This is a genomic window from Enterococcus olivae (assembly GCF_053760925.1).
In genome coordinates this window covers 17,442-42,799 of the sequence record NZ_JBSMVT010000022.1, presented here as the reverse complement: position 1 = coordinate 42,799, position 25,358 = coordinate 17,442, and the positions used below count along the sequence as shown (strand labels likewise).

The window sequence follows — 25,358 nt, the reverse complement described above, 5'->3', positions numbered from 1 at the left end:
AAAGCAAAAAACCCGCAACGGATTTTCCGTTGCGGGTTTGATCGTTCTTATTGAGCTTCTTTAGCAGTTTCTACGATTGCTTGTAAGTAGCCATGAGTATCAGAGAATGTTGCACCAGATACGACATCAGCTGGATCGCCATCTTCACCTAAAGCATCTAATTCGCCAAGTGCTTCTTCAAGTTCAGCAATTGTTTTGCCGATTGCAAAGTCTTGGATCGTTTGCATGTTTTCAGCGTAAGCTTTTGTTGCGCCACCGCGTTCTGCCATCATTGCAGAGTATGCTTCGTCATTAGCGATTTTTGAAGCAAGAACCTGTCCTTCAGCTACACCTTCGCCAAAGTCTGCATCAGAGCTTGGTACTCCGCCAAAGTCAGCTGCATCTACATATTGGAATTCATCCAAGAATGCTGCTACGACAGTGTCACCATCTAAAGCAACTGTTGTGATAGCGAATGATTTATCCCCGTGAGGAGCGCCTAAAACTTGTGCTTCTGCTAATTCAGTTGTATTTGTTTCAGCACCGATTGATACAGCACCGTTTTTAGCAGTGTCTACGATTGATTGCAGGTAACCTTGCGTGTCAGAGAATGTTGCACCAGATACGACATCAGCTGGATTACCCTCTTCACCTAAAGCATCCAATTCGCCAAGAGCTTCTTCAAGTTCAGCAACCGTTTTGCCTTTAGTGAAATCAGTGATTGCATCGATGCTTTCTTGCCAAGACTGAGTAGCACCTGCATTTTCAGCCATCATTGCAGAATAAGCTTCGTCATTTACTTCTTTACTTGCTAATACGACACCTTCGGGATAAGATTCGCCAAATCCGCCGTCAGAGTTAGGAACGCCTGTGAATCCAGCAGGGTCTAAGTATTGGAATTCATCCAAGCGAGAGCTTACGATCGTGTCGCCATTCATAATAACGTTCACAGCTGCAAATGATCTTGTTCCGTGAGGTGCAGTATATAACTGGCGCATAACTAATGTGCCTTCCCCTGGAACGTCTGTACCAGTGTCGCTACCATCTGCAATAGTGATGTCTGCTGCTGGTGCTTCTGCCGCAGCTGAACTTTCAGAAGTCGCTGGCTGAGAATTGTCTGTGGCTTCGGTTCCTCCCTGATCGTCGGCTGAACAAGCCGCCAAAGTCAAACTAGTTAGAACCAATAAAGTCGCAATACGTGATTTTTTCATAATTTCCTCCTAAAAAAATTGTTTTTTTGTTCATCTGTTCACATTTTAGCATAGAAAGAAAACGATGCCAATACATTTTGTGAAAAAAATAAAAAATATTTTTTGTTTATAATAAAGAGTATTTTTATCTTTTTAGACTAAAAAAGAGTGTTTTTGTTGTTTTAATCACAATAATGATATCTTGTATCATCCTCACGAAGGTCTTTCTCTACCTATGTAAAATCTGAATTTTAGAGGAATGAGCAAACAACAAGTATTTTTTTCCTGGAAGAGGATGTAGTGAACAAGAAAATTTTATTGATTTTGAAGCCTTCTTTTCATGAGATATAGCATTTAATACTGTAAAAAATCCTTATTTTCAAGTATACTATCAAAGGAGTAAACGGAGGATGACGACATGGCACAATTATTTTTTAAGTACGGCGCGATGAACAGTGGGAAATCGATCGAGATCTTAAAAGTCGCTCATAATTATGAAGAACAAAAGAAACCAGTTGTTTTGATGACAAGTGGACTGGATACGCGTTCTGGTCTAGGACAGGTTTCCAGTAGAATCGGATTGGAACAGAGTGCCATTCCGATTTTTGAGGAGACTGATGTGTTTGAAGAGATTCGTAAACTAGATTTCAAACCCTATTGTGTCCTGATCGATGAAGCACAGTTTTTGAAGAAACAACATGTGCTTTCGTTTACAAGAATCGTAGATGAACTGGGAATCCCGGTGATGGCTTTTGGACTGAAGAACGATTTCAGAAATGAATTGTTTGAAGGCTCAAAATACTTGTTGCTGTACGCAGATAAAATCGAAGAGATGAAGACGATCTGTTGGTTTTGTCATAAAAAAGCTATCATGAATCTGCATTATATCGATGGGAAACCAGTATATGAAGGAGCACAGGTCCAAATTGGAGGCAATGAAGCCTATTATCCTGTTTGCCGCCATCATTATTTTCATCCGGAAATCGAAACCAAAGAGATCACTCAAATGGATGAGTGAGATTGAAGTCGAGTAGACATGTGTCATCTATCAAACAAAATAAGAACAAGGAGCAAAATAAATGTACGATCAGTTACAAGCAATCGAAGACCGTTACGAAGAATTAGGAGAGCTGTTGAGTGATCCGGAAGTCGTTTCTGATACGAAACGCTTTATGGAATTGTCAAAAGAAGAAGCCAATACCCGTGAGACAGTGGCTGTTTATCGTCGTTACAAAGAAGTTGTTCAAGGAATCGCTGACGCAGAAGAAATGCTAGGTGAAAATTTGGACGATGAAATGGCAGAATTGGCAAAAGAAGAGCTTTCTGAGTTAAAAAAAGAAAAAGAAGAATTAGAAGAGCAAATCAAGATTTTGTTACTGCCAAAAGATCCTAACGATGACAAGAATATCATCATGGAGATCCGTGGAGCTGCTGGAGGCGATGAAGCGGCCTTGTTTGCCGGTGATCTATTCAGTATGTATCAACGTTATGCAGAGTCCCAAGGCTGGAAAACGGAGGTCTTAGAGGCCAACGTGACAGGAATTGGTGGCTACAAAGAAGTGATCATGATGATCACAGGAGACAACGTCTTTTCTAAATTGAAATATGAAAGTGGCGCCCATCGCGTTCAACGCGTTCCTTCAACAGAATCACAAGGACGGATTCATACCTCAACCGCAACAGTTGTGGTCATGCCGGAAGCAGAAGAGGTCGAGATCGATATCGCGGATAAAGATATTCGTACAGATATTTATCATGCCTCTGGTGCAGGTGGACAGCACGTCAACAAGACAGCCTCGGCTGTTCGATTGACTCACCTTCCAACTGGGATCGTGGTGGCGATGCAGGATGAACGTTCTCAGCTGAAAAATCGTGAAAAAGCGATGAAAGTCTTGCGTGCACGTGTCTATGACCAAATCTCACAGGAAGCGCAAAGTGAATACGATGCAAATCGTAAATCAGCAGTCGGTACGGGAGATCGTTCTGAGCGTATCCGTACGTATAACTTCCCGCAAAACCGAGTAACGGATCATCGAATTGGTTTAACGATTCAAAAATTAGATCAAATTCTAGTTGGTAAAATGGATGAGATTATCGACGCATTGATTGTGTATGATCAAACATCGAAGTTAGAAGAGTTGCAAAATGGCTAAAACTTATCAAGAAGTCCTGTCATGGGCTTCTTCTTTTTTAGAAGAACAGGGAAAAGAAGGCTATGCAATCCAGTATGTTTTTCTGGCACGTAAAAATTGGACCAAGACCGACTGGCTGCTTAGGATGAAAGAGGAGATCTCGGTCGCTGAAGAGCAGCAGATCCAAGCTGATCTCGAGCTACTACTAACCAATCATCCTCCCCAGTATTTGACTGGCTTTGAAGAATTTTACGGTCGCCGCTTCAAGGTGACATCGGATACCTTGATCCCACGTCCAGAAACCGAAGAATTAGTTGAGAAGTGTCTTCAAATGACTTCAGAGAAAGCATTAAAGGTTGTAGATGTCGGTACTGGAACCGGTGCGATCGCCATCACCTTGAAGCTGGAACGACCAGATTGGCAGGTAAGTGCGGTAGATATTTCACCGAAAGCGTTGGAAACAGCTCGAGACAACAGCCAGAATTTAAGGGCTGCCGTCGATTTTTACTTGGGGGATACATTGGAACCGATCGGTGCTCCGATCGATGTCCTGATCTCCAATCCACCGTATATCAGCGAAGAGGAATGGGAATGGATGGATGAAAGTGTTCGCTTGTTTGAACCAAAGCTAGCCTTATTTGCTGAAAATAGCGGTTTGGCGATCTATCAACGTTTAGCCAAGCAGGCACAGCAAAAGCTTGCAGAGAAGGGTAAGATCTTTTTAGAGATCGGTTTTCAGCAAGGAGAAGTCGTTCAGAAAATGTTTCAAGAGGTCTTTCCTGATAAAACAGTGACTATTTGCCAGGACCTGTCAGGAAAAGATCGGATGATCGTAGTTTATTGATTATCCACAAGATTGTGGATAAAAAAAGATTTTTCGTTGTTTTTGCTTGATAAACGAGTATAAATCAACTATTTTCACAGGAAGAGCTAAATACACAGGGTTAGACACACTTGACAAACGACTTATCCACAAAATGTGCATAAGTTTCTGTGAAATGTTGATAACTCGATAGAAAACCAAGGAAAGGGTGTGGATAAACTGTGGAAACCAAACGATTAGATGAAAGCAGTATACAAAGCGCTGTTGAAATCATCAAAGCAGATGGCTTAGTGGCCTTTCCAACTGAAACGGTTTATGGCTTAGGTGCCAACGCCTTGTCAGAAACAGCTGTGAAGCGGGTGTTTGAAGTCAAAGGACGACCAAGTGACAACCCATTGATCGTCCATGTGGCAGATTTTGAAGAGGTAAAAAAATATGTGGATGAATTTCATCCTTTGACAGAGAAACTTGTGGCAACCTATTGGCCGGGGCCGTTGACGCTGATTTTTAAAACGAGACCAAATGCTCTACCAACAGTGGTCTCCGCGGGATTGTCAACAGTCTCTTTTCGGATGCCGAAAAAGAAGGAGACTCTGACCTTGCTTAGAGCCGCAAAATTGCCATTGGTTGGCCCTAGTGCAAATACTTCTGGAAAGCCTAGCCCTACGACAGCAGACCATGTTTTTCATGATCTGCAAGGGAAAATCGAGGGGATTTTGGAAGGTGGAGCGGCCACGATCGGTGTGGAATCGACGGTTTTGGATATCAGTGATCCAACAAAACCACCAATGATTTTGCGTCCGGGAGCGATCACCAAAGAGCAGCTGGAAGCAGACCTAGGCATCGAGGTTCTGATAGATCAGTACCTGACGAAAGAGAGTGATGTTCCGAGATCTCCCGGGATGAAATACAAACATTACTCTCCCAATACAAAGGTTTTGATGGTTCATGAAGCAGATTGGTCACAGGCGGTGTCTACTCTTACAGCACGAGGCTTGAAGCTAGGTGTGATGGCCGGACCTGCTATCATGGAAGAAGTACGAATGGATGTGGCAGCGACCTTCCCTTTTCAAAATGACAGTGTCGAGGCCGCGACCAAAGGATTGTTTGCGGGCTTGCGCAGTTTAGACGAATCCTTGTTGCAGCTGGATGTGATTTTAGTACCAACTTTTCCTGAAGAAAAATTAGGAGTTGCCTACATGAATCGCTTGAAAAAAGCGGCTGGTCAGCAATATTTTGGAGAAAATTAATACACAAGCAGGACTCTTTTCAAACATTTTGAGAGTTCTGTTTTTTATTGTTCGTTTTTAAAGCGTATTTTATGGAAAACACTGAAAATATATGCGTGTTCAAAACTTTTTTTAAAGATTTCTCGGAATTCTTATGATACAATGCTAACATCATAGTAAAGGGGTGTATGAGTAGAATGGATTATAAAGCATTTGATGAAGAGTTATGGACAGCGATTGAACATGAGACAGAGCGTCAACAAAACAATTTGGAATTGATCGCTTCTGAAAATATTGTTTCTGAGGGAGTCATGGCCGCTCAAGGAAGCATTTTGACGAACAAGTATGCAGAAGGGTACCCAGGACGTCGTTATTACGGTGGTTGCGAATTTGTTGATGTTGTGGAAAGTCTAGCGATTGACCGTGCCAAAGAGATTTTTGGTGCAAAATTTGCGAATGTTCAACCTCATTCAGGTTCTCAGGCGAATACAGCGGCGTACTTGTCTTTGATTGAAGCAGGAGATACTGTTTTAGGAATGGATTTATCTGCAGGAGGACATTTGACGCATGGTGCTGCGGTGAACTTCAGCGGAAAAACCTATAACTTTGTCAGCTACGGTGTGGATCCTTCTACTGAAGTGATCGATTATGATGTGGTTCGTATCTTGGCACGTAAACATCAGCCAAAACTGATCGTTGCTGGAGCAAGTGCGTATTCTCGTACAATCGATTTTGCTAAATTCAAAGAGATCGCCGATGAAGTCGGTGCGAAATTAATGGTCGATATGGCACATATTGCTGGTTTAGTTGCAGCAGGTCTGCATCCAAATCCAGTTCCTTATGCGGATATCACAACGACAACGACTCACAAAACACTGCGTGGTCCTCGCGGAGGATTGGTTTTAACAAATGATGAAGACCTGGCGAAGAAAATCAACAGCAATGTCTTCCCTGGAATTCAAGGTGGTCCACTAGAGCATGTTATTGCTGGGAAAGCCATTTCCTTCAAGGAAGCCTTGGATCCAGAATTCAAAGAATATGCGCAACAGGTAATCAAAAATGCACAGACGATGGCGAAGGTCTTCAATCAGGCAGCGAATGCTCGTTTGGTTTCTGGTGCGACAGACAATCATCTATTGTTGATCGATGTGACTGGTTTTGAAATGACAGGAAAAGACGCAGAGCGCCTGCTGGATTCTGTCAGCATCACTGTCAATAAAAATTCGATCCCATTTGAAAATCTAAGTCCCTTCAAAACAAGCGGTATCCGTATTGGAACACCAGCGATCACAAGTCGTGGTTTTGATGAGGAAGCTTCAAAAACAGTAGCAGAACTGATCATCAAAGTATTAGACAACAAAGACAACGGTGAGGTTCTAGAAGAAGTTAAGGCAGCTGTCAAAGAGTTGACGGATGCGTATCCTCTTTATAAAAAATAGTCCATAAAAAAAAGATCTTTCCAGTAAGTCTGGAGAGATCTTTTTTTTATGGACTATTGATAGCGTGATATCAGTTTTTCTTTATGTGCAGTCATGATCTCTTCTAGAGAAATGTCGTATTTGTCTGCTAAAATGAACAGATTGTCCAGCACATCGCCCAACTCTTCTGTTAGATTTGCCATTTGCTTCTCTGATGAAGAGACGGCTTCATCTGGTCGATCTCGCCCAATCTTGATCGTTCGGATCGCTCGACAGACTTCCCCGACTTCTTCAGATAAAAAGTTGGCACGAATAAAAGGGTTGTATTGGTACCAGTCTCTCTTTTTGTAAAAAGAACTGATCCTCTGTGGATATTCCTTGCTGTCCAAATTGTCTCACCCAATCTTGCCGCTTCTCTATGATATACTACAATTAATTGGAAAGAAAAGAGGGAATTTGTTTGAATATTGTTGTTTACTGTGGCGCAAGTGAAGGAAAGAAGCCAGTCTATAAAGAAGCGGCAGTCTCCTTGGGAAAATGGATTGCTGAGAAGAAACATACCTTGATTTATGGGGGTGGAAAAGTTGGTTTGATGGGGACGATCGCTGATACGGTCTTGGCTCATGGTGGTCAAGCAGTTGGGATCATTCCGGTTTTTTTAAAGGATCGAGAGATCGCACATCCCCGTTTATCAGAGCTGCAGGTGGTTGAAACGATGTCTGAACGCAAACAAAAAATGTTGGAGCTTGGCGATGCTTGTATTGCTCTGCCTGGCGGACCGGGAACACTGGAAGAGATCGTTGAAGCTGTTTCTTGGGCACGTGTTGGACAAAATGACAATCCGTGTATTTTTTACGATGTCAATGGCTATTATCAGGGGATTCGTGCGTTTTTTGATTCGATGGTCACAGAAAAATTTCTGACAGCGACCGATCGCAAGGCGGTCCTGTTTGCTGAAGAGTTGACTGAGATCGAAACCTTTATCGAAAACTATCAGACACCGGAAATTCGAAAATACTCGTAAAAATATTGAGAATATGTACAAGATAAGTTGTATGAATTTTTCATTTGAATTACAATAAAAGAAAACCTTTAAAGGAGAGTATACAATGGGCAAATTTCAAGTAATCGATCATCCGTTGATCCAACATAAAGTCTCTATTATTCGTGATAAAGAATGTGGAACAAAAGTTTTTCGTGAGGTAGTGGACGAAATCGCTATGTTGATGGCATACGAAATCTCTCGTGACATGCCAGTCGAAGATGTGGTGATCGAAACACCGATCACTAAAACTACGCAAAAAATGCTAGCAGGTAAAAAGGTAGCGATCATCCCGATCCTGCGTGCTGGCTTGGGAATGGTCGATGGCATCCTAGAATTGATCCCGGCTGCCAAAGTAGGACATGTTGGTATGTATCGTGATGAAGAAACACTGGAGCCACATGAATATTTCGTAAAATTACCAGAAGACATTGACAGTCGTCAATTGCTAGTCGTTGATCCGATGCTAGCAACAGGGGGGTCAGCGATCATGGCGATCGACTCACTGAAAAAACGTGGGGCATCAAATATCAAATTTGTCTGTCTTGTATCTGCTCCAGAAGGGGTAAAAGCCTTGCAAGATGCACATCCGGATGTAGATATCTATACAGCGGCTTTAGATGATCATTTGAATGATCATGGCTATATCGTTCCAGGTCTTGGCGATGCTGGTGACCGCTTGTTTGGTACAAAATAGTAACTAGAGATGATCGGAGAGCCTCTCCGATCATCTTTTTAAGTATCGAAAAGGAGAGAACCAAAATGTGTATCGCTGTTTTTGACAAGCATTATTTTTAAACTAAGAATAAAATTTTAGGATGAAAAACAATGCTGGAACAAAAAAAGATGATTGGACTATTTAAAAATAAAGGGCTGGAAGATGATCGAATTGATTCGATGTTGATGTATGGTTCGTTTACACAAAATGCAGGAGATGAATTTTCAGATATTGAATTTTATCTTTTTGTAGAGGACAAGGAGTATCCGCAATTGAAAACGAAGGAATGGTTGGCCTCGGTGTATCCTATCTATACCCATTTTTTTAATGAATATGGTACAGAGGTAGTCATCTTTAAAAATTTGATTCGTGGAGAATTTCATTTCTTGCCCTGCAGTCGAATTGATGTGGTTGATTCTTTTGCTACGGTGGGCTATTTTCCGAATGTGGATCAGATGTGTCTTGTCGATAAAAAAGGACATTTGAGCAAGGCTCTGCAGGTATTGGAAGAGACCGTGGTAGAAAGAGAGACACCGGAAACGGTTACCTTTGTTGTGAATAATTTTATCAACGCTTGGTTGTTCGGGGTCAATGTCTGGAAACGTGGAGAATTTGCTCGTTCGCTGGAATGTCTATCATTTTGTCAAAAGTACCACTTGCAGCTGATTAGGTTGCTGGAGCATACAACGGACCACTGGGTGAATCCCTTCAAAAATGTAGAGCAGGAAATTTCAACTTCTGCCTATAGAAACTATCAACAAATGACGTCGGCTTTGGAACCGACGGCGATTTTAGCCGCGTACAAAATACTGCTGGCTGATCATCGGAAGAATGTGAATTCCTTCAAAGAATATGTTAACAGTGAGCTTAATGAATTGCTCGATCAATTGGAGGATTATATCCGTTAGGGTGTGTCGCAAAAATTTCGAGTATTCAAGGTTCAAAAAAGTTTGCGGGCACAATTCGAAACCCCTTAGGAAAAATTTTTCCTAAGGGGTTTTTCTATATTTTCTTCATATGCTTATAATTAACGATAACAACGCCATTACTTTGAACCATGAGCTGATGATTTTCAGCCGTCTCGTCGATTTCAACGACAGCTGAGTTCTTTAACTGTTTGGTGACGGTACCTGTTTCAAGATGATCGTTCAGCTTGAACACGACGGGTGTATTCACCTTAAATGTTTCACCAAATTGCGACGGGACGATGGTTGTTTCAAATTTACCAAATGCCATATTTAATAAACCTCCCCTTCATTGTGTCTATTATAACATATTTTCAGATTTTTTTCCTCAAGGCTGTTTTTTCGACAGTTTTTGCTTTACTTATTGCTGATTTTTTTCTATAATATCTTTTGTGATTTTGCCAGCTTAGCTCAGTTGGTAGAGCAATGCACTCGTAACGCATAGGTCGTAGGTTCGATCCCTATAGCTGGCATAAAAAAAGAGACAAACGTTATCATAATAGCGTTTGTCTCTTTTTTTATATTTTTATAATGCTTCAAACTCAGCAGCATCTACGCCTTTGAAACTAATGATCCAGGCATTCATTTCATCAGCATCGTTCAAAATGTCGATCGATTGATCGATTTTTTCATTGACTGAAGAAATGATTCCGGTTAAGGGACTGCTGTATTCATTGACGGCTTTTTCTGCTTCTAGCTCTATGAAGGTATCCCCTTGAGAATAGCTTTGACCAACTTTAGGAACAGAAGCAAAGGTGATTTTCCCTAAGTCATCCTGTGCTTCTTTCGTCAATCCTACAACATACTCAGAACCGTTGAATAGTACCCATAGATTGTCTTTTTTCTTTAAGCATGGCTTTTTCATTTTATAGAACTCCTTTATAATCGTTTTCTTTAAATCCGTTCACGAGAAAATGTCCGTCTTTTACGAGAACGGGACGTTTGATCAGCATACCATCTGTTGCCAAGACCTGACAGGCCTCTTCTAGTGTAAAGTTGTCGAGCTTGTCTTTCAAGCCCAATTCGCGATACTTCATTCCGCTTGTATTAAAAAAGTGACGAAGCGGCAAACCACTTTCTTTTACCCAAGTCTCTAATAGCTTGGCATCAGGGGTCTGCTGGATCATATCTACAGTTTCAACGGTTTGGCCATGAGCCTCTAACCATTTTTTTGCATCTCTGCAGGTACTGCATTTTGGATACCAATATAAGGTAAACATTGTTTTCATCCTCTCAATGTCTTTGGTGAAGCTTCTGCTTGATAACGCATAGAGAGTATCAAACCGATCCCGATCATATTGCTCAATAAAGCGGAACCCCCTTGGCTGATGAAAGGCAGAGGAATCCCTGTCAGAGGCAATAGACCGATATTTGCGCCAATGTTCTCAAACACATGGAACAGAATCATCATGATAATTCCTGTGGCAATGTAGGCATAGAACTCATTATTCGTATCGAAACATACACGAATCATACGATAAATCAAAATAAAATACAACAGAATGACAAAGGTACTGCCGATAAAACCAAAATTTTCACCAATGATCGAGAAAATCATGTCTGATTCTCGAACCGGAACATAAACATCACTGACATTAAAGCCTTTACCAAACATTCCGCCAGAACCGATTGCCATGATCGAACGGGCGATCTGACCTTGTGGATCAAGGAAAGGATCCCGCCACAAATCGATCCGGTCAAATTGATGGGGTTGGACGCCGATTTGCTGGAGTAATTCACGTCCTGTATCGCTTAAAGCCAGATAGATGACCCCTGCTCCCAGCAGAACAAAGGCGATGATTACGGGGATCACGATTTTCCAGGATATGCCAGACATCAAGAAGATGCCCATGAAAATAGCTAGGAAGACTAGCATCGTTCCGAAATCTTGTTGAAGTAGGACTAGTGCGATCACGGGGATCGTGACTGCCAACATCTTAGCAATCAGCAAGCCGTCTGTTTTTAAGCTTCTTTCTTTGTGCTTGCTATTATGCTGTGTTACCACGAGCGCCAGCATTAAGATCATAGCGATCTTCATTAGCTCTGCTGGCTGAACAGAAAAGGATCCGAATTTGAACCAGTTACGGGAGCCGGTAAGGGCCTCGGTAGCCTGATCGTAAAATTTGACCAATAAGCCCATGACAATCAGTCCAGCTCCGTAAATGATCGGTGTCAGGCGCCACAGCCATTTAGATTTGATCTGCATAATGACTGCTACGGCGATGATTCCTACCACATACCACAAACCTTGTGTCATTACCCCCCGTAACGGATTATCGGAGTACACCAGATTGAAACTATGATTAAGCGCGACATACAAGGATGCTAAACCAATCAGGCATAACAGAAAAACAGGGAGAATCACACCATAATCAATTCTATTTTCATTTTTAAGTACATTATTTTTTTTCATTGGCTCTCTCTTTCCCTAAAAAATACTCTTTATATTATAGAGGTAAACCCTTAGAAAGGAAAGCCTTCCAGTCGGACATTCAAGAAAAATTTAGAAACTACTGGGACGCTGGCCAGTCACTTTGTCATAGAAGCGCTTAACTGTTTCGTTTCCCTAAGTACAAACGCAAGAACTCAGGCTTCTTTCAAGTAAAAATTGATTCCTTGCTCAGTGTCTTCGATCAGTGCCTGTTTGGGAGCTTTCAATAGTAAGTAAATGAAGTAAAAATCTCCGACACAAGCGGCAGCATGTAGCGAGCTTTGAAGGATGAAGCTACTTGGAGACAACCAATCAGTAGTGAAAAAAACAAGCATCAAGGACGAAGTGATCAAGACGAAAGGGGCCAAACTAATGATGCTGAACTGTCCTTTAGAATAATAAGAATGGGGACTTGTTGCGTAGGCCAAGCCATTTTTGAAGCCGAATTTTACCTTGCCCTCAGGATTGAACAATTTAAAAAAGAACCCGTGGATCAATTCATGAATGATGATCAGGAGAAACAAGAGAACTAAGCCTAAGAAAGAAGTAAGCAGACTAAAAGAATGCTGGGTAGAGGTATCCTTCAATAAAGAGACACCAGTAAAGAGAATGAAGAACACCACCATCAGTGGCAATGAGGCAAGATTGAGCCGAACGATCAGCTTTTTGTCTTCCATTAAATTGATACTTTGAATCTGTTTCATAAGAGCCTCCTTGTTTTTTCTTGATTATAGCAGGTCAGAGCCAAAAAGGCTGCTGCATTGTTTGATTCCTGCAACAGCTCTTTTCAGACTAATTTTCGCGTTTGATAAATACTTTTTTAGCGAGATAAACGAGGATCGTGGTGGCGATGACCTGCGCGACAATGATCAGCCAGTGGATCGGCTGTAAAGGAACCGAATGGAACAAGTCGTTTAATCCGGGAAGATAAATGGCTGAGAGAATCAAGGCGAAAGAAATAGCCAAGGCGCCTAATAAGTATCTATTTTCAGCAAAATTTTTCGGTGAAAAGCCAAAGTGATTTTCTTTCCGGACGTTGCCAATATGGGCCAGTTGTCCTAGACCCATGGAAGTAAAGGCTGCTGTTTGAGCCAATTCGACCTGATCGTAATGATGGAAAAAATACAAGAAAACGAGGAAAGAACTGATCCCGATAATCAACCCGCTAAGTCCGATTTTTTGAATGAAGGGCCAATTGACCAAGCGTTCCTTTTTGTTTCTAGGGGCTTGCTTCATGATATTGCCTTCGCCTGGTTCAAAAGCTAGTGACAAGGCAGGAAAGCTGTCGACAACCAGATTCAACCACAAAATGTGAAGTGGATTTAGTGGAAGTGGTAGTACCAGTAGCAGTGCTAGAAAAATGGAAATCAGTTCGATCATGTTACAAGTAAAAAGGAAATAAACGAATTTCTTAATATTTGAAAAAATGATGCGGCCTTCTTTGATCGCCTCTACAATAGAAGTAAACCGATCATCCATTAAAATCATGTCCGAAGCATCCTTGGCGACTTCTGTCCCGCGAATCCCCATGGCGACTCCGATGTTTGCTCCTTTTAGTGCAGGCGCATCATTAACACCGTCACCAGTCATCGCAACAGTCAATCCATTTGCTTGATAGGCTTCGACGATCTGCAGTTTGTTTTCAGGAGAAACTCTGGCAAAAACAGCAATGTCTTTGATTTTTTCATAGAAGTCATCAGGTGTTTCCGCGAGAAGCTGATCCAGTTCAGTTCCAGTAATCGTCTGTTCGTAGCCTTCGATTCCAATTTCCTTGGCGATCACGCTGGCTGTTTTGGGATGATCTCCTGTGATCATCTTCACCTTGATCCCTGCCTGTTGGGTCAAGGCAACAGATTCGATGACATCTTTTCTAGGAGGATCGATGATTCCCACAAGACCTAATATCGTAAGTCCTTGTTCCGCCATGTGTGCTTCGATCGCTTCTTCTTCTGCTTCGCCGGTATAATCGGAGATTTTAGCAATCGCCAGCACTCGTAAGCCCTCTTCTGCGATCTTTTCGTTGATGGCTTCTAATCGTTGATTTTCTTCGCTGCTTTGATTCTGTTCGATGAGGACATCCAGAGCACCTTTGATAAAGAGATGCGAACGGTCGTCTTCCTGATAGATATTCATCATATATTTTTTTTCGGAGTCAAAAGGAAATTTCTTTTCCAACGTATAGGTGGCATTTTCCAGTTTTTCTCTGGTCAATGACAATTTATGTCCTAAGACTACGACCGAACCATCTGTTGGATCACCGATGATCTCATTGACATCTTCTTTTTCGACCAATTCGCTTTCACTGGCCAGTAAAGCAGCATGGATGAATTCGCTTAATGCTTCATCCTCTTCTAAATTGACAGGCTGTTCTTTGTCATTTGTGACGGTTCCTTCTGTCGAATAGCCTGTACCGGAAACTGTATATTGTGCTTCATTGGTCAGGTAGACTCTTTCGACGGTCATTTGGTTTTCAGTCAAAGTGCCTGTCTTGTCGCTGGCGATGACATCGGTAGAACCGAGAGTCTCCACTGACGCCAAGGTTTTAACCATTGTTTGATGGGTGGCCATTTTTCTCATGCCACGGGCAAGCGTGATCGTGGAAACGGCCGGTAAGGCTTCAGGAATCGCAGAGATCGCCAAAATGATTGCAATCTGGATGACAGACGACAATTCATTTCCTTGGATCAGTCCGATGAGAATCACTAAGATCGCTGCAACAAAAGCAAAGAGGATCAGTAATTTTCCTAATTGATTCAATTCTTTATTTAACGGTGATTCAGAATGTTCACCTTCAGACATCATTTCGCTGATATGTCCGATCTCTGTCTTCATTCCTGTAGCTGTTACAATCGCATAAGCATTTCCACGTGTGACAGCTGTTCCAGAAAAGACACAATTGACGCGGTCTCCGATCGACAAGCTTTCTTCATCGGTCAAAGGATCCGCATTTTTTTCAACAGATTCTGCTTCGCCGGTGAGAGAAGATTCAATACAGGCGAAATTGCTAGAGTCAATGATCCGGCCGTCGGCACTGATCGTATTGCCATTGATTAAATACATCAGATCTCCTGGGACGAGCTCGCTTGAAGGAATCGTTTGCCGTTTTCCTTCTCTAATGACGACCGTTTCTGATGTCACTAGTTCCAACAAAGACTCCACGGAGGTTGCCGCTTGATATTCCGAAACGACGCCAAAAACGACAGCGATCAGCACGGCAATCAATACAGCTACTCCTTCAACAGGGTCGTTCATTAAAAAGGAGAGAATCGAAGCCCCTAATAGTAAATAAACAATCACACTGTTTAAATTTTGTAAAATGATCTTGATCAGTGAAACTTCCTCAGAGGAATCCAATTCGTTCGGGCCGTATTTTTCTAAGCGTTTGGCAGCTTCTTCTGTACTCAACCCATTCATTGCATCTGTTTCAAAATCTTGAACGATTTGATCGGTTTCTTTCTTATAGATTTTTTCCATATCTCATTGCATTCCTTCCTTCTTTCTTTATTGCCTGCATACTTTTTTTCGAAGAATTTAAAAGTATGGTTAAATACAGCTTATCAAGAAATGAAATAGAGGACAAATGAAAGCTATAGAGAAAAAGGAATGCTGTATTAATATAGAAGATAAAAAAACTCGCAAAGCAAACTTGCTTTGCGAGATCTATGAACCTTTTTTTATTCTTCGTCGTTAGATTCGCCGATAACTTCAGGTTCAGCTGCTTCCGCTGGTTCTTCGTCTTCTTCAACGACTTGAGGTTCGCTGACAGAAGCGACTTGTTCTTCAGCATCTGTTAAAATCTCGTAATCTTCAGATTTTGGAATGTCGCTGACGGAGACAGAATCTCCAATTTCTAACTCGGAAATATCTAATTCGATATTATCTGGTAATTTATCAGGTGTAGCAGAAACTGTTACACTGTATAGGTTTTGTGTCAAAACACCACCGGCTTTGACACCGACAGCTTCACCAACTAGGAGAACTTCTGCATCTACTTCGGTTTCTTCTTTCATATTTACAGATAAGAACTCAACGTGAGTAAACTTACCAGTAAAGGTATCTGATGTATAATGTTGAATCAAGGTATTGACTTTTTTTCCGTCGATCGTCAAAGTGAAAACGGTATTCAAACCATTTTCTCTTAATACACGTTCTAACTCAGCCGCTGTGACTGCGATAGGTGTACTTTCTACTTTGTAGCCATTAACAACTGCAGGCACTTTTCCTTCGTGACGCAATTTGTTTCTAAGTGAACGGGGGCGAACTTCTCTCTTACTTACTTCTAATGATACTGACATAACTTAATTCCTCCTAAATTTCCTGTCTTTTGACAGTAGTTTTTAAGCAAATTTTTGTTACTCATGCACATTTTTAAGTGGGTACGTGATTGAGAACACGCAAAAGGGTAGCTATGAATACACAGCTACCCAGAAAGGTTGTTTAGATCTTTCTCCACCAGGTTGTAACGCTGTGTGTAGTGAGAACTTTTATTTACTTTACTCTTCAACCATACGTGGAATTACTGCAGAAGTCAACTATTTTGAATAATTTGTTCAACAGAGTGTGCGCGTAAATTTAAGCTAGATTACCTGACACAGGGCTCTTGAGGTCAAATAAAAACAGTGGATTTTTTTATTTAGTGTAAGGAAGCATATACTGGAACTGATCTAACTAAGAAATCGGTGCCTACCATTGGTTCTCGGACTTTGGATTTATTAAAAATGATGCATGACAATTTAGAGAAACCACCTTGTTTAAAGGCATCTTTGCTCATATTTAGAATAAGCGGTCAAAATAGGGGGCGTCACTGAGGAACATTTGGACAGGGAGCCCACACATATCAAAATTAATGGGAATAAACATAAGTTCACGAAAGAATTGACTCTTGTGGAGGCAAAGGCGTAGCAAAAAGAATTAGAAAAAGAAATCAGAGGACAACAAACCAAAGAAGGTAAAAGCCCTTTTGGCTGGGACGTTGAAAGTTGCGGTTGTCCCTGTTAAAGGAAGAGTGATCATCTCTGGGGAAAATTTGAAAGAAGAGCCCCCCTATTGTGTGATGGTTCGCATGGAACCCCAAAGAATTGCACAGTTTATATGCTTTGGAGGACGGGCCTGTGACATAAGTCGTTTAACAGTAAAATATCCGAACAATAGAAGATTGCTCCTACGGTCCAGTTGGGCCTCGTCGCAAATTCACCTAAGTTTGGCGAAATTCATTCTATTTTGTTCGGATATTTTTGTTTTGCTTTTACTTATGTCACAACCCCCTTTGTTAGTGTCAGAAAAAAATTAAACAGCTGCTAATCTCAGACGGTAGACAAAGTCCAAAGAATTGGATGAGATCTGCAGTTTTTTCTTTTATAATTAGAGTGTGAACGGATTCCGGAAGTGAACTTTTATGGTATCCCAATATTCAATGATAGGCAGAAATCAATTTGCTATGTTCCTGTCGATAACGTAGTGCGGTGCCAATCTTTAGTGAACATAGATGACATAATACGTTAAGAAATGATAAAAATTTCCTGTCGGTATAAAAGTGTGCAGTTCTTTTATAGTAATACGTAGAGAAAAAGCTAGAACGATGTTTGGAGAGGCTTGTTGTAAAGCCCCATGCTGGAAAGTGAAAGGAATGGTTGTAAAAGTGAGAGAAATAATCTATAAACATATAGAAAATCAATTAAAGAATGAAAGAGAAATTTTAGAAGAGAATACATTTACGGCAAATGAGATTAGTAAACTATTCAATATAAAAAGAAATACAGCAAGCAGGTATTTAAACGAATTGTTTAGAGAAGGACACTTAGTTAAGATAAATTCTCGACCAGTATTATTTACAGATCGGAAGTTTGTTGAGCAGGTTTTAGGTGAGCAAATATTAAATAATGAATTTTCATCTATTTCAGAATTAGTGAACAAGGATACTATCTTTTTTTATCGGCATATCTCTTGGCTGTTTGCCAATTCCCCCCAATCTTCTCGGATAGGATTCATTGATTTATTGTGATTATTTCGTAAATTTTTGATAGTATGAATATCAGTCATCGTGAGTACGCCTTTCTACCTCCAGCTAAATTTGTCGAGAATTTAACTTTAGAGGAATTTCGAGTGATTCACAATGGCTTTTTTCTTTGCCAGGTTGTGTACTTTTATTCTACCATAAACAAGACTGTCCGTTACAGCGTGAGGGAATGTGTCAAAAAGTCATCAAAATCAAGCAGATGAATGATGCAAAGAAGTACAACCATCCTGATCGAGTTACAAAGGCTGGAAACTGAACTGAACTACAAGGAGTGAAGTAGTGTCGAACGTGTGAATGGATTCCTATCAGCTCAATGATACTCGTTTTAATAGGATCTCTCTCTATCACCCAGGTGACTTATAATGTCCAAACATGGCAAGCAACGAATCGCTAAGGACTGTTTCTTTTCTAACAAAGTGACTTATGAAATTAGTCCAAGTGGGGACGGAGCTTTATAAAAAACTATTGTCACTTATGGTGAGAAGCGATTCTAAAAATATGATATAATGTATGCCATTAAACCATTCTAAAAAAAAGTTAACCAAGTCTGTTTGCTTACAAATATTCAGCAAAAAAATACGACTAAAATCGATCGTGCGAAACATTGAAATGTTATTTTGAATTATTCGATTTTGGATACTGTACCACTTCAGATGATACATGAAGTTAGTAGAAAAATATGTGGCTGGTAATATTAAAGTTGCAGATGCTGCAGAAGCCGTTGTGGAAAAGTATCGTTTAAGGGGGCTAAAAAATGCTCAGTGGAGGGAACATCAAATGGTAAAAAAAATTTGGGCAGCTAATTATTTAACCGTTGAAAATGTAGAACGCTATCGTAAAATTATGCGCTTTTTTTATACAAATCATCGTCAGATGCAAGGAGTACTGTATCGTCCTGAAATATTAGAGTATATGCGTAGTGAACACGATGTCAGCTATAAGGAATTTGAATTGAATCAAGATTTGGAAAATCTAGTCAGTTGGGGAAATTTGCAACGTCAACAAGAAATGATTCGTCCTAAGTCGATAGAGGAGTATCGGAATAAAAATTTTCGCTATCAGATAACCAATGAGGGGATCATTGTTGAAGAAATGGTTTTTCAGCTAACTCATAAGAAAAATGCAACTCGTGGCGCACTGGATGAAAAAGGAATTCGCAGACTGTTGAAGCTATTAAATCAATTGATCAACGGCGAGGGCGATCTTTTAGAGAATTGGTTGGCGACACGACAAGAATTTCGTAAAATTGGCGAAGATACGGCTAATTACATTGGTTATATTACAAGCCCAGATGTCGATAGCCGAATGAAAGCAGAACAATTTTTGATTTATAAAGATAGATTTGTGAATTATTTGCGTAATTTTATTGCGACAGTCCAAAGTCTGTACCATCAGTTTAAAGTTGTGGTCGCGAAGATCGATCAAATTGATCAAGAGACATTAATTGAAGAACTGTATCAAAAGGAATTAGAGATTCCTACTTTTGACGGAATGTCCAAAGAAGAAGTCACAGAACAATTTCAAGGTGAAGTACGAACGATCAAAACATGGTTCTTAGGAAGAGAGAACAGACCGAGTGAATATGAAAATCTAATGCAACAAACCGATCAAATGATTACGAAAATTACTGGTTTGATTTATTTTTATGGACAAGAAGTTCAACAATATCAAAGCAGACGCAAAGATTATCTGCAAATTGCTAAATGGTTTCAGCAGGCAGAAGATTTAGCGGAAGCACAAAAAAGATACGCAGCCATTTTCGGATTGAGTCAAACACGACATTTCTATGTACCTGAAGCGAGTGAAGCAACAAGTACGAAACAAGATAGTTGGGAATTACCGGCCAGCACACTATTTTTGAATAATCGTGGACGCGGGGCACGTTTAGAACGTAAAGCCAAAAGCTTTACAATCGATTATGAACAACAAAAAGCGCAATTACAAGCATATCAGGAAAAGCAAGAAGCCTATAAACAAAAGATCGAATCATATTTTATTGACAATGTTATTGACTTTTCAACGATCAATCATTTGGATGCACAATCAAGGAAGATTTTTCTTAAATGGATGAGTTCAGCGATTGCAACCTATGCTTCTGTCAATCAAAAAGTACAAACAACGGTCACTCAGAAAATCGCTACCGAACTAAACTATGATATTCAAGTAACGATTGAACGTAATCAGCGTGTGGTCGTACCTTGTGAAGATGGAGACCTTGAAATGCCTAAAGTAAAAATAGAGAAAGTGAGTAGCTTATGAAACCAGAAGACTTACAAAAAGCTCTGCAGTTACTCTTTGATCAATTTTGGATTATTCGGGAAGATCAGTTGGAAGATTATCAGTTTTTACGTCGCCATCAAAATGAGCTGCAAAAAGAATTACGACAGCGTTTTGGGATGAGTTTGATTGTTCGTCCTCAGTATATCCAGTTATTAAAACGTCCTCATACTCTTGAAGCTTGGATGGGAGACATTGGATTAAAAGAACAGCTGGACTATGTGTTATTTGCTTGTGTGATGGCGTATGTTGAGTCACTTGAATCAGAGACTCCTTTTATGCTGGATGAATTGATTCGTAATTTAGATATGCTGTTTCCTGAAGAAATCGATGTAGATTGGACAAATTACAATCATCGAACGAGTATTGTACGAGTCTTAAAGAAACTGGAGCAGCTTCATTTAATTGAAAAAATTCAAGGGGAAATGGTTGCGTTTGAACAATCCAATGAGAATCAGGAGTTATTATTCGTAACCACAGCGCAGTCGCGAGCTTTATTATCCAGAGCGCCGATGGCATACACAGAATACTCTTCCTTTGAGGAATACTGGCAAGACATTTGTGCCAGTCGCAACTTGGAAGTCAATCAGATGCTCTATCAACGTTTAATGATGGAGCCAATGCTCAAACGTGGAACAGAAAATGAAGAATTGTTTGTACGCTTGCGTAATTACCATCATTATATGCGTGATTTTGTGGAAAATAATTTGTTTTTTTCTTACGAATTGTATCGGGATTATGCGGCTTTTACTACGGAAAAACGAGAAGGGTCAGGTGAAAATTTTCCGAGCCGTCAAGTAGTAGATGAAATTTTGATTCAGGTAGCTACCTTAGTACGACAGGCAGAACTGGATCATTTAGCCTATGGAATCAGTGAAATGACCTCAGAGGAATGGCAATTGTTGCTAAAGGATTTGCAAGAAACATACCAGTCCTACTGGTCGAAAGAATTTAAAGAAATGTCAGAAAAACAGTTAAGTCAAGCCATATTAAGGCGAGGGTCAGATTGGGGATTATTTGAGGCAACACCAGAAAAAGTCAAGATTTACCCTGCATTAGGGCGTTTAATCGCAGAAATGAGGTTAGAAGATGAGTAGATGGGTATTAAATCGTGTGGGTTTACTGAATTTTTGGTATTATCAAAACCAAATTTTTCAATTTGCAGACGGAAAAATGTTGTTGCGAGGAACCAATGGGTCAGGGAAATCTTTGACAATGCAAAGTCTATTTCCAGTATTGTTTGATGGGGACACGAGTGCTTACCGTTTAGATTCATTTGGTTCAAGAGACAGAAAAATGGAAGATTATTTGCTTGGCGAAAAAGGTGTATCTACTAGAGATGATGGTATCGGGTATTTGTTTTTAGAAGTCAAGCGACAAAAAAGCGAAGAGTATTTGACGATTGGGATCGGTATGCATGCGAACCGTGGCGCTCAATTGAACAAGTGGTTTTTTGCAATTGAGAATAATCAACGTATTGGATTTGATTTTGAGTTATTTGAAGAATTAAGAAAAGATGAATTTACACCATTAACCAAGCAAAAACTCAAAAACCGTTTAGATGGTGTTGGTCAAATATTTGAGAATCAACGAGCGTATAAGCATTATGTTAAGCAACATATTTTTGGCTTTGAAACACTGGAGCAATTTGATGAATTGATCGCTCTGCTGATGAACTTACGCAGTCCAAAACTATCCAAGGATTTTAGGCCAACAGTTATTTACGGAATTCTGAGAGACTCACTACCGAAATTACAAGAAGATGAATTGCTAACCTTGTCCAAAACGATTGAACGTCTAGATGGACATCATGAACGGGTGGAAGATTTATCCAATGAATTACGAGATTTGGGAAATGTCGCGCGAGGTTATCAACGCTGGCACGAGGAACTTACTGGACAATTATCGACAAAATGGCTCGATTTAGTGAAAGAAAAAGAAGGTGTAGTCAATGATTGTAAACGACTTACTCAAGAAATCACAGCATTAGAAACAGATCTGATAACGAAAAATCAAATGTCCGATGACAATGAAGTACAGCTGGAAGCCCTGGAGATGAGTATTCAGGATTTGAGTCAACATGAAGGAATGAATCTGGTTTTATATGGACAACAATTACAAGAGGAATTGGGAAAAGTACAAACCAGATTAAACAAAGCGCAAGTAGTATTACAAGAAAAACAGCAACAAATCCAAATTCAGCAAGCAAATTTAACAACAGAAGAAACCAGTTTGGAGGATATGCGTCAGGATTTAGAAGAATTATTAATTGACAATGAGCAATATCAGCAGTACTTAGGATTTGAAGAACTGGATCAACAGTTTGCTGGAAAACTGCGAACAGAAATGAAACCAGAAGAATTTTCGTATTGGAAAAACGAAATCGACAAAAAACAAAGTTATTTTGAATCGGTCATCCAATTATTGCGAATCATGTCAAACTTACAAGAGAAAGTCAAAGAATATCAACAAGAATTAGGAGATATTCAGCAGCGACTAGATGGACAAGAAAAAGATTTACGTCAGTGGCAGCAAATTCGAATTGCTGAAGTGACCCATTGGAAGCACGCGATTGACGAATGGCGCCAACAAGTATCCTTTAGTGTATCTGAACAAGCCTACGGTGCGATCATGTATCAAATGGAGTTATTATTGGAAGAAAGCATTCGTGAAGAAGAAATTTTGCGACCAATTCACCAAAGCTATCAAGCAGCGATTAATCAGAATCAGTTAGCTGTTGAGCGCTTAGCGCAAGAAAAAAGTAAAACAAAGCAGCAGATTGTAGAAAAGCAATCGGAAATCAAAGAATGGCAGCAACAAAAAACGCCAGAAATAGAACAACGAGCAACTCGTCAAGCCAATCGTTTAAAAAATCAGATGCAATTATCAGCAAACTTTTATAAAAGTGTAGATTTCTTACCGAATTTATCGGAAGAAATCAAAAATAATTTAGAAGGAGCCTTGTATGCTTCTGGAATACTGGACAGCTTAATTTCAGCAGAGGGTTTAGTTTTGGCAGATGATCAACAGATTTTACCTGCTCCTCAGTATCTTACCTCAACTTTGGCGGATTATTTGGATGTTGATCAGGGAATGGAAGCATCCTTGAAACCTTTAATGATGGATATTCTTCAGAGTATTTTAGTAGATGATGTGAATGAAGTCTCACCAACGATTTTTAGTGATGGTTCTTACAAAATTAGTAACTTAAACGGTCAGATGCCGGAAGCTTATCAAGCAAGTTATATTGGTTTTATCAGTCAAGAACGTTACCGAAAACAAAAAATTATCGATTTGCAAGCGGAAATAGCTGACTTGGAAGATCAAGTAGAACAACTTGAATTGAAGATTGAAGCCAAGCAAACCGAAAAAACAGCGATGGATCACATGTATCGACAAGTACCGACTGGACGAGAGGTGTATGAAGCCATTGACAGAATGCATACTGTGCAATTGACAATCAAGACAATTACGGATGAAAAAGTGCGAAAAGAAGCTCAAGTTCAAGAGATTTCTGTGCAGGTATATGAAAAAAATCAAGAATTATTGTATTTGACAAAGTACGATAACTTAAAATTGAGTGTAACTGTGTATGAAGAAGCATTGCATTATGCAAAAAACTATAAAGAAAATGTACGAGATGTTTATGTTATTTATGAAAAGATCCAAGACAAAACACGTTTAATCGTTCAAATCCAAGATTATGTTACAACTTACCGAAAAGATGCGGATGAATACAGTCATGAAATCAATGATTTGTTGCGTGAAGAAATACTTAAGCAGCGTTCCATTCAGGAAAACTTAGAACAACAAAGTATTTTGGATGTTCAGGAGCTACAAAAACGGTTGGCGGAAAACAAGCAGGAGCAATGGGAACGAAAGCAGTCCAGTAAGCAATTGCGGCAACAAATCCAAGAAATAATTGGAATAGTCAGCGAACGAAAAACACAATATAAAATAACTGAAAAACAACTAGTCCAAGTCACTTATCAGGAAGAAAAGTGGCAGGAATTATTTAAACATGAGGCACCTGTCGTTTCAGAGGAACAAACCTTGCAACAATTAGCAAAAGAGTACAGGAGAGAGCTGAATCTTGAGAAAATCCGCAAGTATGCACAAGATACCACTCAACGATTCCAGTTTGTTCGAGATCAGTTACAAAACTATAATCCTCAACTTGTACTATCGGTAGGTATTGAACTTTCCAATGAAGAGGAGCAGCAGCTAGGTGATTTTTCAAACTATAATCACTATAGCGTACCAAGATTTACGATTGACGGTCAAAAGCAAACGGTGTTTGAACTAGTTGATACATTAGAACAACAAAAACTGATATTGCAAGATTTGTTAAGTAAAGAGGACGAGCAACTATTTAAAACGATCATTTTAGAATCTGTAGGGAATATTTTACGTTCTCGAATCGCACAATCGGCACAATGGGTTGATCAAATGAATCAAATTTTAAAAGCTCAAAAAAATTCTTCCGGTTTATCTTTATCTATTCGTTGGAAACCATTAAGTAGTTTATCTGAGAAAGACCTAGGTACAAAAAAACTTGTTGCCTTATTGGAAAAAGAACCACAACTATTATCAGAAAGTGATAAAGAAGCGATTTCTAGACATTTCCAAGAAAAAGTTTACTATGCACAAGCACAGGTCAAAGAAAACGAAGACGATCGCAACACCTTGTTTCAAGCCATCGCAAAAGTATTGGATTACCGCGACTGGTTTGAATTTGAATTAAAATTCAAACGCGGCAATGATGGATATCAAGCTCAAGTCTTAAGCGATAAACGGTTCAATCAATTTAGTGGCGGAGAAAAAGCAATCGCCATGTATCTACCGTTGTTTGCAGCGGTCAATTCTCGTTACAAAGGAGCGGGAGCTTTCTGTCCAAAAGTTATTACACTAGACGAAGCCTTTGCAGGAATTGATGATGCCAATATTTCTGAACTATTTAAGGCTTGTGAACAGCTAGAATTTAACTATATTATGAATTCACAAGCTCTATTTGGAGACTATGCCACAGTCTCAAGTTTGATGATCTATGAATTATTACGACCACAAAATATTAACTTAGTAACTACTATTCAGTATTATTGGGACGGACATCAACGCCAAGCTATTTTGGAGTGATT

At 39.9% G+C, this 25,358-nt stretch carries 21 protein-coding genes, 1 tRNA gene and 1 pseudogene; 14 read left to right on the top strand and 9 right to left on the bottom strand.

What is annotated here, in order from left to right; genetic code table 11:
- Positions 1-47: 47 nt before the first annotated feature.
- The gene (locus ACWODM_RS12570) at positions 48-1,190 is read right to left on the bottom strand and encodes a peptidoglycan-binding protein (RefSeq protein ID WP_455321717.1); all 1,143 of its coding nucleotides are present in this window, start codon (positions 1,188-1,190) and stop codon (positions 48-50) included.
- A 397-nt stretch (positions 1,191-1,587) separates the two neighbouring features.
- Here ACWODM_RS12570 and ACWODM_RS12565 point away from each other — a divergent pair, with 397 nt between their 5' ends.
- The 5 genes from ACWODM_RS12565 to glyA all read left to right on the top strand — a co-directional run bounded on the left by ACWODM_RS12565 (position 1,588) and on the right by glyA (position 6,792).
- Positions 1,588-2,187 (top strand): thymidine kinase, encoded by a 600-nt coding sequence (locus tag ACWODM_RS12565; protein WP_455321716.1) that lies wholly within the window; start codon positions 1,588-1,590, stop codon positions 2,185-2,187.
- A 61-nt stretch (positions 2,188-2,248) separates the two neighbouring features.
- A complete protein-coding gene (gene prfA / locus ACWODM_RS12560; protein ID WP_455321715.1) occupies positions 2,249-3,322 on the top strand; it encodes a peptide chain release factor 1 in 1,074 nt (357 codons plus the stop codon).
- Positions 3,315-4,145, top strand: coding sequence for a peptide chain release factor N(5)-glutamine methyltransferase (gene prmC / locus ACWODM_RS12555; RefSeq protein ID WP_455321714.1), 831 nt, complete (start codon positions 3,315-3,317; stop codon positions 4,143-4,145). Before prfA ends, prmC begins: the two co-directional genes overlap by 8 nt.
- Positions 4,146-4,345: 200 nt before the next feature.
- Positions 4,346-5,374, top strand: a complete 1,029-nt coding sequence (locus tag ACWODM_RS12550; RefSeq protein WP_455321713.1) for an L-threonylcarbamoyladenylate synthase — start codon at positions 4,346-4,348, stop codon at positions 5,372-5,374.
- A gap of 176 nt (positions 5,375-5,550) precedes the next feature.
- Entirely contained in the window at positions 5,551-6,792 is a 1,242-nt protein-coding gene (gene glyA / locus ACWODM_RS12545; RefSeq protein ID WP_455321712.1) for a serine hydroxymethyltransferase, read from the top strand.
- Between the two features lie 53 nt (positions 6,793-6,845).
- Here the strand turns inward: glyA and ACWODM_RS12540 are convergent, their stop codons facing one another.
- On the bottom strand, positions 6,846-7,160 hold the full coding sequence (locus ACWODM_RS12540) for a MazG nucleotide pyrophosphohydrolase domain-containing protein (RefSeq protein ID WP_455321711.1): 315 nt from the start codon (positions 7,158-7,160) through the stop codon (positions 6,846-6,848).
- Positions 7,161-7,231: 71 nt separating this feature from the next.
- On the opposite strand from ACWODM_RS12540, the gene ACWODM_RS12535 reads away from it, so the two are divergent.
- The 3 genes from ACWODM_RS12535 (at position 7,232) to ACWODM_RS12525 (ending at position 9,439) form a co-directional block, all read left to right on the top strand.
- Positions 7,232-7,795: an LOG family protein gene (locus tag ACWODM_RS12535; RefSeq protein WP_455321710.1), complete on the top strand. Its 564-nt coding sequence runs from the start codon at positions 7,232-7,234 to the stop codon at positions 7,793-7,795.
- 85 nt (positions 7,796-7,880) lie between these two features.
- The gene (gene upp, locus ACWODM_RS12530; RefSeq protein ID WP_455321709.1) at positions 7,881-8,510 is read left to right on the top strand and encodes a uracil phosphoribosyltransferase; all 630 of its coding nucleotides are present in this window, start codon (positions 7,881-7,883) and stop codon (positions 8,508-8,510) included.
- A gap of 131 nt (positions 8,511-8,641) precedes the next feature.
- Complete coding sequence (locus ACWODM_RS12525; RefSeq protein ID WP_455321708.1) at positions 8,642-9,439, top strand: aminoglycoside 6-adenylyltransferase; 798 nt, start codon at positions 8,642-8,644, stop codon at positions 9,437-9,439.
- A 94-nt stretch (positions 9,440-9,533) separates the two neighbouring features.
- Here the strand turns inward: ACWODM_RS12525 and ACWODM_RS12520 are convergent, their stop codons facing one another.
- Complete coding sequence (locus ACWODM_RS12520; RefSeq protein WP_455321707.1) at positions 9,534-9,767, bottom strand: hypothetical protein; 234 nt, start codon at positions 9,765-9,767, stop codon at positions 9,534-9,536.
- 129 nt (positions 9,768-9,896) lie between these two features.
- Here ACWODM_RS12520 and ACWODM_RS12515 point away from each other — a divergent pair.
- Positions 9,897-9,969: transfer RNA gene (locus tag ACWODM_RS12515), tRNA-Thr, on the top strand.
- Positions 9,970-10,022: 53 nt separating this feature from the next.
- Here the strand turns inward: ACWODM_RS12515 and ACWODM_RS12510 are convergent.
- From ACWODM_RS12510 to ACWODM_RS12485, 6 genes are all read right to left on the bottom strand, one after another.
- The gene (locus tag ACWODM_RS12510; RefSeq protein ID WP_455321706.1) at positions 10,023-10,361 is read right to left on the bottom strand and encodes a glycine cleavage system protein H; all 339 of its coding nucleotides are present in this window, start codon (positions 10,359-10,361) and stop codon (positions 10,023-10,025) included.
- 1 nt (position 10,362) lies between these two features.
- Positions 10,363-10,716, bottom strand: coding sequence for an arsenate reductase family protein (locus tag ACWODM_RS12505; protein ID WP_455321705.1), 354 nt, complete (start codon positions 10,714-10,716; stop codon positions 10,363-10,365).
- A gap of 5 nt (positions 10,717-10,721) precedes the next feature.
- Positions 10,722-11,909, bottom strand: coding sequence for an FtsW/RodA/SpoVE family cell cycle protein (locus ACWODM_RS12500; RefSeq protein ID WP_455321704.1), 1,188 nt, complete (start codon positions 11,907-11,909; stop codon positions 10,722-10,724).
- 173 nt (positions 11,910-12,082) lie between these two features.
- Positions 12,083-12,631, bottom strand: a complete 549-nt coding sequence (locus tag ACWODM_RS12495) for a DUF3267 domain-containing protein (protein ID WP_455321703.1) — start codon at positions 12,629-12,631, stop codon at positions 12,083-12,085.
- Positions 12,632-12,719: 88 nt separating this feature from the next.
- Positions 12,720-15,401, bottom strand: coding sequence for a cation-translocating P-type ATPase (locus tag ACWODM_RS12490; RefSeq protein ID WP_455321702.1), 2,682 nt, complete (start codon positions 15,399-15,401; stop codon positions 12,720-12,722).
- A 200-nt stretch (positions 15,402-15,601) separates the two neighbouring features.
- Entirely contained in the window at positions 15,602-16,222 is a 621-nt protein-coding gene (locus tag ACWODM_RS12485) for a 50S ribosomal protein L25/general stress protein Ctc (RefSeq protein ID WP_455321701.1), read from the bottom strand.
- A gap of 434 nt (positions 16,223-16,656) precedes the next feature.
- On the opposite strand from ACWODM_RS12485, the pseudogene ACWODM_RS12480 reads away from it, so the two are divergent.
- The 5 genes and pseudogenes from ACWODM_RS12480 to ACWODM_RS12460 all read left to right on the top strand — a co-directional run.
- Positions 16,657-16,904: pseudogene (locus ACWODM_RS12480) on the top strand (IS5/IS1182 family transposase); the annotation flags it as partial.
- A gap of 601 nt (positions 16,905-17,505) precedes the next feature.
- Positions 17,506-17,928 carry a hypothetical protein gene (locus tag ACWODM_RS12475; protein WP_455321725.1) on the top strand — a complete coding sequence of 141 codons (423 nt, stop codon included), beginning with the start codon at positions 17,506-17,508 and terminating at the stop codon, positions 17,926-17,928.
- A 675-nt stretch (positions 17,929-18,603) separates the two neighbouring features.
- Positions 18,604-20,202 carry a TIGR02677 family protein gene (locus ACWODM_RS12470; protein WP_455321700.1) on the top strand — a complete coding sequence of 533 codons (1,599 nt, stop codon included), beginning with the start codon at positions 18,604-18,606 and terminating at the stop codon, positions 20,200-20,202.
- Entirely contained in the window at positions 20,199-21,317 is a 1,119-nt protein-coding gene (locus tag ACWODM_RS12465) for a TIGR02678 family protein (RefSeq protein ID WP_455321699.1), read from the top strand. The genes ACWODM_RS12470 and ACWODM_RS12465 overlap by 4 nt, the downstream gene beginning before the upstream one ends.
- Positions 21,310-25,356 (top strand): TIGR02680 family protein, encoded by a 4,047-nt coding sequence (locus tag ACWODM_RS12460; protein ID WP_455321698.1) that lies wholly within the window; start codon positions 21,310-21,312, stop codon positions 25,354-25,356. Before ACWODM_RS12465 ends, ACWODM_RS12460 begins: the two co-directional genes overlap by 8 nt.
- The last annotated feature ends 2 nt before the right edge of the window (positions 25,357-25,358 follow it).